This window comes from Aeromonas rivipollensis, from assembly GCF_010974825.1.
GTDB lineage: Bacteria > Pseudomonadota > Gammaproteobacteria > Enterobacterales > Aeromonadaceae > Aeromonas > Aeromonas rivipollensis.
Map to the genome: position 1 here is coordinate 1 of NZ_JAAILA010000012.1, position 13,021 is coordinate 13,021.

The 13,021-nt window shown below is 60.1% G+C and carries 12 protein-coding genes; 6 read left to right on the forward strand and 6 right to left on the reverse strand.

Translation table 11 applies throughout. The features are described 5' to 3' along the window. The 6 genes from G4923_RS08830 to ccoN form a co-directional block, all read right to left on the reverse strand. The coding region (locus G4923_RS08830) for a heavy metal translocating P-type ATPase (RefSeq protein WP_163136648.1) at nt 1-1,533 on the reverse strand (1,533 nt) is incomplete at its 3' end. Between the two features lie 89 nt (nt 1,534-1,622). After that, nucleotides 1,623-2,111, reverse strand: coding sequence for a FixH family protein (locus tag G4923_RS08835; RefSeq protein ID WP_106886748.1), 489 nt, complete (start codon nt 2,109-2,111; stop codon nt 1,623-1,625). 125 nt (nt 2,112-2,236) lie between these two features. Beyond that, nucleotides 2,237-3,214, reverse strand: coding sequence for a cytochrome-c oxidase, cbb3-type subunit III (gene ccoP / locus G4923_RS08840; protein WP_106886749.1), 978 nt, complete (start codon nt 3,212-3,214; stop codon nt 2,237-2,239). Next, entirely contained in the window at nt 3,214-3,393 is a 180-nt protein-coding gene (locus tag G4923_RS08845; RefSeq protein ID WP_005329633.1) for a cbb3-type cytochrome oxidase subunit 3, read from the reverse strand. Before G4923_RS08845 ends, ccoP begins: the two co-directional genes overlap by 1 nt. Nucleotides 3,394-3,404: 11 nt before the next feature. Continuing rightward, nucleotides 3,405-4,019, reverse strand: a complete 615-nt coding sequence (ccoO, locus tag G4923_RS08850; RefSeq protein WP_106886750.1) for a cytochrome-c oxidase, cbb3-type subunit II — start codon at nt 4,017-4,019, stop codon at nt 3,405-3,407. Between the two features lie 18 nt (nt 4,020-4,037). After that, complete coding sequence (ccoN, locus tag G4923_RS08855) at nt 4,038-5,462, reverse strand: cytochrome-c oxidase, cbb3-type subunit I (RefSeq protein ID WP_106886751.1); 1,425 nt, start codon at nt 5,460-5,462, stop codon at nt 4,038-4,040. A 281-nt stretch (nt 5,463-5,743) separates the two neighbouring features. Between ccoN and G4923_RS08860 the strand changes: the two genes are divergently transcribed. The 6 genes from G4923_RS08860 to G4923_RS08885 all read left to right on the forward strand — a co-directional run bounded on the left by G4923_RS08860 (nt 5,744) and on the right by G4923_RS08885 (nt 12,582). After that, nucleotides 5,744-6,202 carry a hypothetical protein gene (locus G4923_RS08860; RefSeq protein ID WP_111910627.1) on the forward strand — a complete coding sequence of 153 codons (459 nt, stop codon included), beginning with the start codon at nt 5,744-5,746 and terminating at the stop codon, nt 6,200-6,202. A gap of 111 nt (nt 6,203-6,313) precedes the next feature. After that, complete coding sequence (locus tag G4923_RS08865) at nt 6,314-6,772, forward strand: GAF domain-containing protein (RefSeq protein WP_005329612.1); 459 nt, start codon at nt 6,314-6,316, stop codon at nt 6,770-6,772. Between the two features lie 101 nt (nt 6,773-6,873). Further along, nucleotides 6,874-7,512, forward strand: a complete 639-nt coding sequence (proQ, locus tag G4923_RS08870; RefSeq protein WP_163136650.1) for an RNA chaperone ProQ — start codon at nt 6,874-6,876, stop codon at nt 7,510-7,512. Between the two features lie 8 nt (nt 7,513-7,520). Beyond that, a complete protein-coding gene (gene prc / locus G4923_RS08875; RefSeq protein ID WP_163136652.1) occupies nt 7,521-9,533 on the forward strand; it encodes a carboxy terminal-processing peptidase in 2,013 nt (670 codons plus the stop codon). 139 nt (nt 9,534-9,672) lie between these two features. After that, the gene (gene pepN, locus G4923_RS08880; RefSeq protein WP_163136654.1) at nt 9,673-12,297 is read left to right on the forward strand and encodes an aminopeptidase N; all 2,625 of its coding nucleotides are present in this window, start codon (nt 9,673-9,675) and stop codon (nt 12,295-12,297) included. Nucleotides 12,298-12,360: 63 nt separating this feature from the next. Beyond that, nucleotides 12,361-12,582 (forward strand): DUF2835 family protein, encoded by a 222-nt coding sequence (locus G4923_RS08885; RefSeq protein ID WP_106886756.1) that lies wholly within the window; start codon nt 12,361-12,363, stop codon nt 12,580-12,582. Nucleotides 12,583-13,021: the final 439 nt, after the last annotated feature.

A 13,021-nucleotide genomic window follows, 5' to 3' on the forward strand; every position in this document is an offset into this window, starting at 1 on the left:
GGTCAGGGTGCCTGTCTTGTCCATCACTATGCGGTTGGCCCGGGTCAGCACGTCCAGCACGTGGCCGCGGCGCAGCAGTATGCCGCTGCGGGTCAGGTGGGCGGTGGCCGAGGTGAGCGCCGTCGGGGTCGCCAGCGACAGGGCGCAGGGGCAGGTGGCCACCAGCACCGACAGGGTGACCCAGAAGGCCCGCTCCGGGTCATGGAAGTGCCAGAAGGTCCAGACCCCGGCGGCGATAAGCAGCAGCACCAGGATGAAATGGCGGGAGAGCACATCCGCCAGCTGGGCGATGGCGGGTTTGTCATCCAGCGCATGATCCTGCAGCCGCATGATCTGGGCGAGGCGCGACTCTTCGATGGGGTGGCTGACCCGGATCTCCAGCGGCGCATCCGTGTTGATGGTGCCGGCGAAGACGGGATCCCCCGCCAGCTTGAGAAGGGGCAGTTGCTCGCCGGTCAGCATGGCTTCGTTGAGGCTGGCCTGCCCTAAAGTGATGATGCCGTCTGCCGGCAGGGTGGCGCCGGCCAGCACCCGGACCCTGTCCCCCACCCGCAGCGTCTTGGCGGCCACCTCGTGCTCGCCATCTGCATCGATGCGGGTGGCCATGATGGGCACCAGGCGCGCCAGGTTGGAGCTTGACTCGGATGCCTTTCGCCTCGCCCTCAGCTCGAGCAGGCGCCCCAGCAGCAGGAAGAAGACGAACATGGTGATGGAGTCGTAATAGACCTCACCCGTGTTGAAGACGGTGGCCCAGATGGAGGCGACGAAGGCGCCGATGAGGGCCAGCGACACAGAGACATCCATGGAGAGGTGACCCTGTCTCAGGCTGCGCCAGGCGCCTGCGTAAAACGGCTGGGCCGAGTAGATCATGATGGGGGTGGAGAGCAGCAGGCTTATCCACTTGAAGTAGATCATGAACTCCTCTTCCACGCTGATGAAGAGATCCATGTAGAGCGCCACGGCGCACATCATCACCTGCATGGAGCCGAGGCCGGCCAGCGCCATGCGGAACATGTAGCTGCGCACCTCGCGGGCGTAGAGGGCTTCCTGGCTGTGGGTCTGGAAGGGGTAGGCGCGGTAGCCTATCTTGGCGAACCCCTTGAGGATGTCGCTTAACGAGAGCCTGTCCGGATCCCACTTGATGCGGGCGCGGTGGGTGGTGGTGTTGACGTTGACATAGTGCAGGCCCGGCAACCCCATCAGGTGGCGTTCGATAAGCCAGGCGCAGGCGGCGCAGGTCAACCCCTCCACACTGAGCTGGATCTCTCGCAGGGTGCCCGTCTCGGTGACGAACTCCTGCTGCACCTCGGCCAGATCGTAGTGAGTGAGGGCGGCCAGCTCGCTGGGTACCAGCTCCCCCTTGATGCCGGGGGCGGTGCGGTGCTCGTAGTAACTAGCAAGGCCGCATTCGAGAATGGTCTGTGCCACGGCCTGGCAACCAGGGCAGCACATGGGTTGCACTATACCCTTGATCTCCAGGGTAAAGTCACTGCCAGTGGAAACCGGTTCACCACAGTGAAAACAGCCGGTCATGGTCATTATCCCTCTTGGAAGCTGCCCGTGTGGGCGAGATAAGGGAGGACGCCGTCATGTCTGGATGAACGCAGCCGCTCATCCAGAGCTCAGCGTCCCTTGGGATCGAGTTCCACCGGGGCCTTGGTCGGCAACTGCGCCGTCTCTTGCAGGCGCCACTCGTGGTTGAAGGCATCGACCCGGATGTGCCACTTGCCGGTGAGGGGCTTGTCCAGCATCAGGCGATAGACCCCCTTGCCATCGGCAGTGAGCAGATGATCGCTGTCCAGGCCCGCCAGGGTCGGGTGGAACAGGGAGAGGTGCAGCGCCTGACCGGCGGGGATCTCCCCCGACAGGGGCTTCAGGGTCAGCTCCTTGTCGCTGACCGAGAGCTCGACGCGGATGCCGAGGGCCTCGGCGCGATCGAACTTGCTGAGATCCTGATTAATCTCCTTGCCTTGCTTGTAATAGTCTTCCGCCACCAGGTTGACCCCATCCTGGCTGGCGATGATGGCGGTGGCGATGCTGCCTATCACGGCGGCGCAGGGGAGGGCGATGATGAACCAGGGCCAGAATTGGCGATACCAGGGTTGAGTCATGGTGCTACCGAAACATATGGTTAACGAAATGGAGGGATTTTAGCCAACACAAGATAACAAAAAGCCTCGAAGAGTCGAGGCTTTTTGCTGCGTAATCACGTGCTTATCACATGTTACTGCTTATTTTACTGTGCCTGGTGGGACAAACTATAGACATAGGACGCCAGCAGGTGGACCTTGTCTTCTCCCAGGATATCCTTCCAGGCCGGCATCACGCCGTGACGACCGTGGGTGATGGTCTGCTCGACCACCTGACGGGAGCCACCATACAACCAGGTGTTGTTGGTGAGATCCGGCGCGCCGAAGGCGATGCCGCCCTTGGCATCCGGGCCGTGACAGGCGGCGCACATGGCGAAACGGGCTTCCCCCTTCTTGGCCTCAACCAAGTCGACCTTGCGGCCGGACAGGCTCAGCACATAGGAGGCCACTTCCTTGACTCCGTCCTGACCCAGGATCTCGCCCCAGGCGGCCATGATACCCTGGCGACCGCCCATGATGGTGGTCTTGATCTGGGAAGGCTCTCCGCCCCATTGCCACTCGCTGTCGGTCAGGTTCGGGAAGCCGCGACCACCGCGGGCATCGGAGCCGTGGCACTGGGAGCAGTTCTGCAGGAACAGACGCTGACCCACTTTCAGGGCTTCCGGGTCCTTGGCGATCTCGGTGATCTCCTTGTAGCTCTTGCCGTCGGCCTGGTAGGTCAGCTCGCGGAACTTGGCGCCATAGACCTCGTCGGCCTTGGCCAGTTCCCTATCGTATTCCACCGCGCGCCCTTCATCCTTGGCGGAGGCTGCCGCCGCCTTGGATTCTGCCAGGGAGCGAACGTCCTGGTTGGAGCTCTGCCAGCCCAGCAGACCCTTCCAGTTGCCCAGACCCGGGAAGGCGAGCAGGTAGATGAGACCGGTGACGATGAAGAAGAGGAACATATAGGACCACCACTTCGGCAGCGGGTTGTTGATCTCCTCTATGCCGTCGAAGGTGTGCCCCATGGGCTTGCCCTCTTCGGTCCCCATCTTGTCTTTCATGCACCACATCAGCAGCAGGAAGCAGCCGAGTATGGTGCCCAGACTTATGACGGTCACAAAAATGCTAAACAAAGTGCTCATTATTGCTTCGCTCCTGCGTTCTTGTTATCAGCACTGGGTTGCTCGTCATCGGCAAAAACCAGGTTGGCAGCCTCATCGAAGGAGGCCTTGCGGCGCTTGCTGTATGCCCAGACGATGATGCCGATCATGATGATCATCAGCAGCAGGGTGTACAGGCCGCGAAATGTGCCGTAATCCATATCCCGACTCCTTATTTCAGGGCATGACCCAGTGATTGCAGATAGGCCACCAGGGCATCCAGCTCGGTCTTGCCCTTGACTGCCTCGGCCGCACCTTCGATGTCGGCATCGGTATAGGGCACCCCGAAGTGATCCCGGAACAGCGCCAGTTTCTTGCCGGTCAGCTCACCGGTCAGGACATTGGTCTCGAGCCAGGGGAAGGCGGGCATGTTGGACTCGGGCACCACGTCGCGCGGATTGATGAGGTGGGCGCGATGCCAATCATCGGAGTAGCGGCCGCCGACCCGGGCCAGATCCGGACCCGTACGCTTGGAGCCCCACAGGAAGGGGTGCTCCCACACGCTCTCGCCGGCGACCGAGTAGTGACCGTAACGCTCGGTCTCGGCGCGGAACGGACGGATCATCTGGCTGTGACAGACGGTGCAGCCCTCGCGGATGTAGATGTCGCGTCCTTCCATCTGCAGGGCTGTGTAGGCCTTGAGGCCCTCCACCGGCTCGTTGGTCTGCTTCTGGAAGAACAGCGGCGTGATCTCGACCAGGCCCCCCAGGCTGATGGCAAAGATGATGCCTATCACCAGCATGGGGACGCTCTTTTCAAAAATTTCGTGACGGTTGTTGTTGCTCATGCTTTAAACCCCTTCAGATCAGGCTGGCTGTGCGACGGGTTCCAGGGAACCCTTGGGCGCAGTGACGGTGCGATAGGCGTTGTAGGCCATCAGCAACATGCCGGTGACGAAGAAGCAGCCACCCAGGAAGCGCACGAAATAGAAGGGATAGGAAGCTTGCAGCGCCTCCACGAAGCTGTAGGTCAGGGTGCCGTCATCGTTGACCGCACGCCACATCAGACCCTGCATCACCCCGGAAATCCACATGGAGACGATGTAGAGCACAGTGCCCACGGTCGCCAGCCAGAAGTGAACGTTGATCAGGCGGATGCTGTACATGCGGCCCTGATCGAACAGGTTCGGGATCAGGTGATACACGGCGCCGATAGAGACCATAGCAACCCAGCCCAGGGCACCGGAGTGAACGTGACCTATGGTCCAGTCGGTGTAGTGGGAGAGGGCGTTGACCGTCTTGATCGCCATCATGGGGCCTTCGAAAGTGGACATGCCGTAGAACGACAGGGACACGATCAGGAAGCGCAGTATGGGGTCATAGCGCAGCTTGTGCCAGGCACCGGACAGGGTCATGATGCCGTTGATCATGCCGCCCCAGGAGGGGACGAACAGGATGAGGGACATCACCATGCCAAGGGACTGGGCCCAGTCGGGCAGGGCGGTGTAGTGCAGATGGTGCGGACCGGCCCAGATATAGAGGGAGATCAGCGCCCAGAAGTGCACTATGGAGAGGCGGTAGGAGTAGACCGGGCGACCCGCCTGCTTGGGCACGAAGTAGTACATCATCCCCAGGAAGCCGGCGGTGAGCAGGAAGCCGACCGCGTTGTGGCCATACCACCACTGCACCATGGCATCCATGGCGCCTGAGTACATGGAGTAGGACTTCATGCCGGAGAGCGGCACTTCCATGTTGTTGACGATGTGCAGCACGGCCACAGTGATGATGAAGGCACCGAAGAACCAGTTCGCCACATAGATGTGGGAGGTGGTGCGCTTGACCAGGGTGCCGAAGAAGACGATGGCATAGCTCACCCAGACCACGGCGATGGCGATGTCAATGGGCCACTCCAGCTCGGCATACTCCTTGGAAGTGGTGTATCCCAGCGGCAGTGTGATGGCGGCGGCGAGTATGATCGCCTGCCAGCCCCAGAACACGAAGGAGGCGAGCGGGCCGCCAAACAGCCTGACCTGGCAGGTACGTTGTACCACGTAGAAGGAGGTGGCCATCAGCGCACTGCAGCCAAATGCAAAGATGACCGCATTGGTGTGCAGGGGACGCAGGCGGCTGTAGGTCAGCCAGGGGGTATCAAAGTTGAGGGCAGGCCAGATTAACTGGGCTGCGATCAGTACACCAACCGACATACCGACAATTCCCCAGACAATCGTCATGACGGTGAACTGGCGCACAACGGTGTAGTTGTACTCAGGGTGGTTTGTTGTATGGCTCATCGTTGTATTCCGCTTCCGATGCTGTTGTTTGTTTTTCGCCCGGTAATCGGGGCCATTTTCACCCCTGATTTGCAAAATCCTCTCGTTAACATCTGTTAATAAAAGGAAAAGCAAAAGGTGGTTAAATGAAAATTCATTGAGAATGATACTGAACTGACCGGTAAAATAACAGTACAAACAGTGATATATTTGGCTCCAGCGGGTCTCGTGCCCGCCAGTTTTTACCTTGCGCAAGATCACGAAAATCGCATTTTTAAAGTACCTTACAGGGCTGTTTTTTCATGAAAGAGAGACTCACTTCACGCAAAATCGTGCACTTGACCATAGTGCTGGCTATTTTGCTCTCCCTGATGGCCTATCGGACCTGGTTTTCGGGCCCGCCGAGGGGGGAGGCGACAGGAACAAATGATCAGATTTGTGATCTGTCCCACAGCAGTTGCTCCCTTCTGGTCGGTGACATGCCCCTGACGGCCAGCATAGAGGGCTTGCCGATCCGCCCTGAACATGACTTTGTGTTGCGCCTTCAGGGGGGATCCCCCGCCATCACCCCCACCAAGGCCTGGCTGGAGGGCAAGACCATGTTCATGGGGGTCATCCCGGTGCAACTCGAGGCGAAGGACGGGGGCTGGCAGGGGGCCGCTCAGGTAGGAAGTTGCACCACTGAGGCCATGGAGTGGCTGCTCAATATCGAGTGGAGCAATGGCCAGCGCCAGCAACTGGCGCTGGGGGTTTCCCCCTGACAGGGGGCCGTTGTTTATGGCCCAGGAGGGGGGAGAAGTGAAATTTGATTTGAATTTTTCAGGCAGGTCGGTACCTTGCATTCATTATCAAGGAGTGAAGTTCATTTAATCATGATTGAAAAACAAGCATTTTATCGCACCCTCAACCAACAGGCCCAGGCTCTGCTGGAGGGTGAACCCGACCTGATTGCCAACCTGGCGAACCTGTCTGCCCTGCTCAATCAGGAGCTGGCCGACATCAACTGGGTCGGTTTTTATCTGTTGCAAGGGGAGACCCTGGTGCTCGGCCCCTTCCAGGGCAAGCCGGCCTGCGTGCGCATTCCGGTGGGCCGCGGCGTCTGCGGCACTGCGGTGGCCGAGGGCAAGACCCAGCTGGTGGACGACGTACATCAGTTCACGGGTCACATCGCCTGCGACGGCGCCAGCAATTCTGAAATCGTGATTCCGCTGCGTCGCGGTGGTGAGATCATCGGGGTGCTGGACGTGGATAGTCCGATTTTTAACCGTTTCGACCAGGAGGACCGAATTGGCCTCGAAGAAACGGTGCAAATTTTGGAAAGCATGCTCTAAGTCATTGCTAGATGGTTCGCAAAAGGTCCCAAGCTCTCTATAATAGGGCCTTTGTTGTGTTCGGGCATGCCCGTGCGTCTATATGAAAGCCAAGGTTATACATGGAAAACACTGAAAAGCTGAAGAACAGTAAAGAGATCGTTGCCTACCTGGTCGAGAAATTCCCGGCCTGCTTCATCGCTGAAGGAGAGGCCAAGCCACTCAAGATTGGCATCTTCCAGGATCTGGCCGCGCGTCTTGCTGATGACGAGAGAGTCTCCAAGACCATGCTGCGCTCTGCTCTGCGTCAATACACCTCCAGCTGGCGTTACCTGCATGGCCTCAAGGCTGGCCAGGCCCGTGTCGATCTGGATGGCAACCCCGGTGAGCTGCTGACCGAAGAGCACATCGAACATGCCAAACAGGCCCTCAAGGAGAGCAAAGAGCGTGTCTTTGCCAGCCGCCGCACCAACACCAAGGAGAAGGAAGACAAGCCCAAGCAGCCGCGCCGCAACGCGCCGCGCAAGGCCGATGCTCCCCGCTCCGACAAGCCCAAGTCTGCCCCCAAGGCCGCGCCTGTAGCCGATGCTCCCCTGGTCAAGGTGGATGCCGCCTCCCTGAAAGTGGATCAAGGCGTGCGCGTCATGCTGGGCAAGTCTCCCCTGCCTGCGACCATCAAGGAAGTGACCAAGGATGACGTACAGGTTCAATTGCAGACCGGCATGATGTTGCGGGTCAAGTTCGAGCATCTGGTTCTCTAAGGAGACGAATGTTGAAGCATGGCGTGATTCGTTTTTCCCTCGTTGCCTGTAGCCTGGCGCTTGCCGGGCTCGCGCAGGCCATCGAGCCGGTGCTCAAGGAAAGTGATTTGCCTGTGTTGGCTCAGGAGAGCCAACATGCTACGGCCAGCAAGCGAATTGCCAATCTGTTTACCCGCTCTCACTACAAACAGTTCAAGTTGGACGATGCCTTTTCCTCCGTGATATTTGACAAGTATCTGGAGAATCTGGACTACAGCCGCAACCTGTTTCTGGCCTCTGACATCAGCCGTTTTGAAAAGTACCGTACCGGTTTTGACACCGACCTCGAGAGAGGGCGTCTGGCTCCGGCCTACGAGATGTTCAACCTGAGTCAGCAGCGGCGTTACGAGCGGTTCGAATACGCCCTCAAACTGCTCGACACTCCCCTGGATTTCACCCAGCCTGACAATTACATCTTCGATCGGGAAGGGGCTCCCTGGCCCAAAGACGAGGCCGAGCTCAACGAGCTGTGGCGTCAACGGGTCAAGTTCGATGCCCTGAGCCTCAAGCTCAGCGGCAAGGAGTGGCCCGAGATCAAGGAGCTGCTTGGCAAGCGTTACAACAACGCCATCAAGCGGATGTCCCAGAACGAGAGCGAGGATGTGTTCCAGCTCTTCATGAACTCCTTCGCCCGTGCCATCGAGCCCCACACCAGCTACCTCTCGCCGCGCAGCGCCGATCGCTTCAACACCGAGATGAACCTCTCGCTGGAGGGTATAGGTGCCGTGCTGCAGGCGGAAGATGACTTCACCGTCATCCGCTCCCTGGTGCCCGGCGGCCCGGCGGCCAAGTCCAACCACCTCAAACCCGATGACAAGATCACCGGGGTGGGGCAGGACGACGGCAAGATTGTCGATGTGATCGGCTGGCGTCTCGACGACGTGGTCGAACTCATCAAGGGGCCCAAGGGCAGCAAGGTGAAGCTGGAGATCCAGCGCGGCAAGGGCGCCACCGCCAAGACCGAGCTGGTGGAGCTGACCCGCGACAAGGTGCGCCTGGAAGACAGGGCCGCCAAGTCCAAGGTGATCAACGCCGAAGGCAAGAAGATAGGGGTACTCGAGATCCCGAGCTTCTACGTCAATCTCCATGACGACGTCATCAAGGAGCTCTCCAGCCTCAACAAGCAGAAGATAGATGGTCTCATCGTCGACCTGCGCGGCAACGGCGGCGGCGCCCTGACGGAAGCCTCGGCCCTGAGCGGTCTCTTCTTCGCCAGCGGTCCCGTGGTGCAGATCCGGGATCATATGGGTCGTATCACCGTCAATGGCGACGATGATGGCAACGTCTACTACGGCGGCCCCATGTCGGTGATGATCGACCGCTACAGCGCCTCGGCCTCCGAGATCTTCGCTGCCGCCATGCAGGATTACGGCCGCGCCCTGATCCTCGGTGAAAACTCGTTCGGCAAGGGCACTGTGCAGCAGCATCGCAGCCTGGCCAAGGTCTACGACTTCTACGAGCAGCCGCTGGGTCACGTGCAGTACACCATCGCCAAGTTCTACCGGATCGATGGCGGCAGCACCCAGAACAAGGGGGTGGCGCCGGACATCAACTTCCCGACCGCCGTCTCGCCGGACGAGACCGGGGAGAGCCGGGAGTTCAACGCTCTGCCCTGGGACAAGATAGCCTCGGCCAGTTACGACAAGCTGGGGGACTTCTCCGGTCTGCTGTCCAAGTTGAAGTCGGCTCACGAGGCGCGGATCGCCAAGGATCCTGAATTTGCCTACGTGATGCAGGACATCAAGGAGTATCAGGCGGACAAGGACAAGAAGTCGGTCTCCCTGAACGAAGCCGAGCGACTGGCGGATCAGGCCAAGCAGGACGAGAAGGCGCTGGCGCGAGCCAACGAGCGACTGACCCGCCTTGGCAAGCCGACGGTGAAGAGCCTGGATGAACTGCCTGCCGATTTCGAGGCCCCTGACGAGTATCAGATCGAAGCCGCGAACATCACGGCGGATCTGGCGAAGCTCAGCAAGGGCTGAGTGTCCTGGGTGACATCCGCATGAATACAAGGGCGACTCAGGTCGCCCTCTCTTTTGGCTGAATGCAAACTATTTGACCCTGCGGGACCGTTGTGACAGCCTCTGACACGTTGATAACAACGCGTGGAAGCACACAATAATGACCGATCACTCCCAGGCCATGACGGCCAAGTATCGCCAGGATTACCAGGCGCCCCTCTACTGGATCGACAGCATCGATCTCGATTTTCAGCTGCAGGAGCCCCTGACCCGGGTGACCGCCATCTCCCGGCTGCGCCGCAGCGGCGAGCACAACGAGCCCCTGGTGCTGGATGGGGAAGGATTGGTCTTGCACAGCGTCAGCGTGGACGGTGTCCCCTACACCCGGTTCGAGCAGGGGGAGAGCAGCCTGACACTGTTCAACCTGCCCGCCGAGTGCGTGCTGACCATAGTCACGGATCTGGATCCCGCCGCCAACACGGCGCTGGAGGGGCTATACAAGTCCGGCGATGCCTACTGCACCCAGTGTGAAGCTGAAGGGTTCCGCCGCATCACCTATTACCTGGACAGGCCCGACATCCTGGCCCGTTACAGTACCCGGATCACCGCCGACAAGGCCAAATACCCTTATCTGCTCTCCAACGGCAACAAGGTCGACAGCGGCGAGCTGGACGGCGGTCGCCACTTCGTGCAGTGGCAGGATCCCTTCCCCAAGCCGAGCTACCTGTTTGCCCTGGTGGCCGGTGACTTCGATGTGGAGCGCAGCCACTACGACACCAAAAGCGGCCGCAAGGTGGCCCTCGAGATCTTTGTCGACAAGGGCAACCTGGACCGCGCCGGTTTCGCCATGGAGAGCCTCATCAACGCCATGCGCTGGGACGAGCAGCGCTTCGGTCTCGAGTACGACCTCGACATCTACATGATCGTCGCGGTGGACTTCTTCAACATGGGCGCCATGGAGAACAAGGGGCTCAACATCTTCAACTCCAAGTTCGTGCTGGCCAACCCGGCCACCGCCACCGACGGCGACTACCACGGCATAGAGCGGGTCATCGCCCACGAATACTTCCACAACTGGACCGGCAACCGGGTCACCTGCCGCGACTGGTTCCAGCTCAGCCTCAAAGAGGGGCTGACGGTGTTCCGGGATCAGGAGTTCTCCTCGGATCTGGGCTCGCGCGGGGTCAACCGCATCAACAACGTGCGCACAGTGCGGGGTCCACAGTTTGCCGAAGACGCCGGCCCCATGGCCCACCCCATCCGCCCGGATGTGGTGATCGAGATGAACAACTTCTACACCCTGACCGTCTACGAGAAGGGGTCGGAAGTGATCCGCATGCTGCACACCCTGCTGGGTGAGGATAAGTTCCAGGCCGGCATGCGCCTCTACTTCGAGCGTCACGACGGCTCGGCCGCCACCTGCGATGACTTCGTGCAGGCGATGGAAGATGCTTCCGGGGTGGATCTCGGCCGTTTCCGTCGCTGGTACAGCCAGTCCGGCACCCCCGAGCTGACCGTGACCGACGACTACGATGCCGCCAGCGGCGTCTATCGCCTCCACGTGCGCCAGCACACCCCGCCGACCCAGGATCAGCCGCAAAAACTGCCGCTGCATATCCCCCTCGACATCGAACTCTATGACGAGCAGGGTGCTGCCATTGCGCTGCAATACCAGGGCAAGGCCATCGGCAACGTGCTCGACGTGCTGGAAGCGGAGCAGACCTTCGTCTTCGATCGGGTGCCGGTCAAGCCGGTTCCCTCCCTGCTGCGGGACTTCTCCGCCCCGGTCAAGCTGCACTATGACTACAGCGACGAGGCGCTGGCCTTCCTGATGCGCTTTGCCCGCAACGAGTTTGCCCGCTGGGATGCGGCCCAGATGCTGATCAACAAGGCGGTCATCGATGGGGTGGCACGGGTGCAGCAAGGGCAGGGGGTTGAGCTCTCCCCAACCTTGCTGGCCGCCTTCGTCGCCATTCTGGACGAAGCCGAGCTGGACTCGGCCCTCAAGGCGGAGATCCTGGCACTGCCCGGTGAGGCGACCCTGGCCGAGCTGTTCGAGGTGGCCGATATCGATGCCATCCATCGGGTGCGCAACGAGATCCACACCTCGCTGGCCCACGCCTTTGGTGCCCGGCTGGCCAGCACCTATGAGGGTCTGCGCCTGACGGGCTATAGGGTTATCCATGCTGACACCGCCAAGCGCGCCCTCAAGGCCGTGGTGCTCGGTTATCTGGCGGCCCAGGATGCGGAGCAGGCCGATGTGCTGGTGCGAGAGCAATACGCGGCGGCCGACAACATGACCGACACCCTGGCGGCGCTGCAGGTGGCAAACGGCTATCTGCTGCCATGTCGCGCCGCACTGCTGGCCGATTTTGAGGGCAAGTGGGCCCATGACGGCCTGGTGCTGGACAACTGGCTGCGCCTGGTGGGCTGCAAGCCTGCCGCCGATGTGCTGGATGAGGTGAAGCAGGCGATGGCCCATCCTACCTTCAGCATCCGCAACCCGAACCGGCTGCGGGCCCTGATCGGCAGCTTTGCCATGAACAACCAGGTGCAGTTCCACGCGGTGGATGGCAGCGGCTATCGCTTCCTGACCGATCTCTTGATCGCGCTCAACGAGGTCAATCCCCAGGTGGCGTCCCGCCTCATTACGCCCCTCATCCAGTTCAAGCGACTGGATGAGGGGCGCAAGACGCTGATCCGGGCCGAGCTGACCCGTCTGGCCAACCTCGAGGGGCTGGCACGGGATCTGTTCGAGAAGGTAAGCAAGGCACTGGCGCAGTAAGCGTGCTGGTCACGGGCAGGGGAGCCAGGCTCTCCTGCCCGTTTTTTATCAAGAGGAGGGGGAATGAGGCAGTACACCTTTCGGCTGGCCCTTGGCCGCGACGAGATCATGCTGATGTACCAGGGCCAGGCCAGACGCCTGGTGGTGCGCACCGAACAGGGGTTGACCATAGAGCTGGGCCTGGAAAAGATCCGCTCCTTTGTCAGCGTCAACGGGGTGCACGGCCACTTTCGGCTGGTGACCCAGGAGGATCACCGCTTTGTTCGCCTGGAGAGGATCTCCTGAGGGTTGCTCACCATCCAAGAGCGCGCCGTTCATCCCGGTGGCCTTTGCCTCGAAAGGGTAACTTGCCGTAGTCGAACCGCTCGTGTGAGCGTCCTACTAGAGGGGAATACGCCTGCTTGCGGTGTCAAATGCAGGACGATGAGCGCCCCGATAGCCCAAAACGCATAAATTAACAAAACATGAACATTATTCCGGGTAAATATCTGCTTTAAGTCACTATCTATCCGGTAAATCGACTGACAACCAGTGCGATTTTCTAAATTTTAGCGACTTGGCAAAATTTATCACAACCCAAGCCGTGATCTGCCCCTTGTTTTTAACATCCCGTTATCACCTTTGCTCGCCTTCCTCGATCCAAGTCATTACACTTCGCAGCAACTCTGTACCGGCGCGCATCCTGGGTGGATGTCGCCGTGTCTGTGATGTCGTCCGATAAGGA